This window comes from Streptomyces sp. RP5T (assembly GCF_003933965.1).
Classification (GTDB): Bacteria; Actinomycetota; Actinomycetes; order Streptomycetales; family Streptomycetaceae; genus Streptomyces.
The window spans coordinates 1-487 of the sequence record NZ_RSAJ01001272.1 but is presented as its reverse complement, the minus strand read 5'-3'; the positions used below and the strand labels follow the sequence as shown (position 1 = coordinate 487).

The 487-nt window shown below is 69.6% G+C and carries 1 protein-coding gene and 1 pseudogene; both read left to right on the top strand.

Annotated elements, in window-relative coordinates; all coding sequences use genetic code 11:
- The coding region (locus tag EHS43_RS45780; protein WP_125196159.1) for an MFS transporter at positions 1-341 on the top strand (341 nt) is incomplete at its 5' end.
- Positions 292-487 (top strand): annotated as a pseudogene (locus tag EHS43_RS45775) (acetoin utilization protein AcuC); the annotation flags it as partial. The gene EHS43_RS45780 and the pseudogene EHS43_RS45775, both read left to right, overlap by 50 nt.

Genomic DNA, 487 nt, shown 5'->3' with positions numbered 1-487 from the left:
GGCCGTGGGTGGGGATGCTCGGGTTCACGCTGCTGGGGATGGGGCTGTGCGTGCTGGTGCCGCAGACCTTCGCGGCGGCCGGGCGGTTGTTCCCGGGGGCCTCGGATGCGGCCGTGGCCCGGCTCAATGTCTTCAACTACGTCGGGTTCCTGGTCGGTTCGCCGTTGGTGGGGGCTCTGGGGGACGCGTGGAGCTATCGCGGGGCCATGCTCGTGCCGATGGTGTTGGTGCTGGTGACGCTGGTGTATGCCAAGTCGTTCGCGGCTCAACCGGACCGATACGGTGGCGGGCATGAGCGGCCGCGCACAGCTGATGTGGGACGAGGCAGTAACGGGCTATGACTTCGGTCCGGACCATCCGATGGATCCGGTCCGGCTCGATCTGACCCGGCGCCTGGTGGGCGCCTTCGGGCTGGACCGGGACGTCGAGGTCGTGGCGGCGAAGGCGGCGGGCGAGTCGACCTTGCGGCTCGTGCACCGGCAGGACT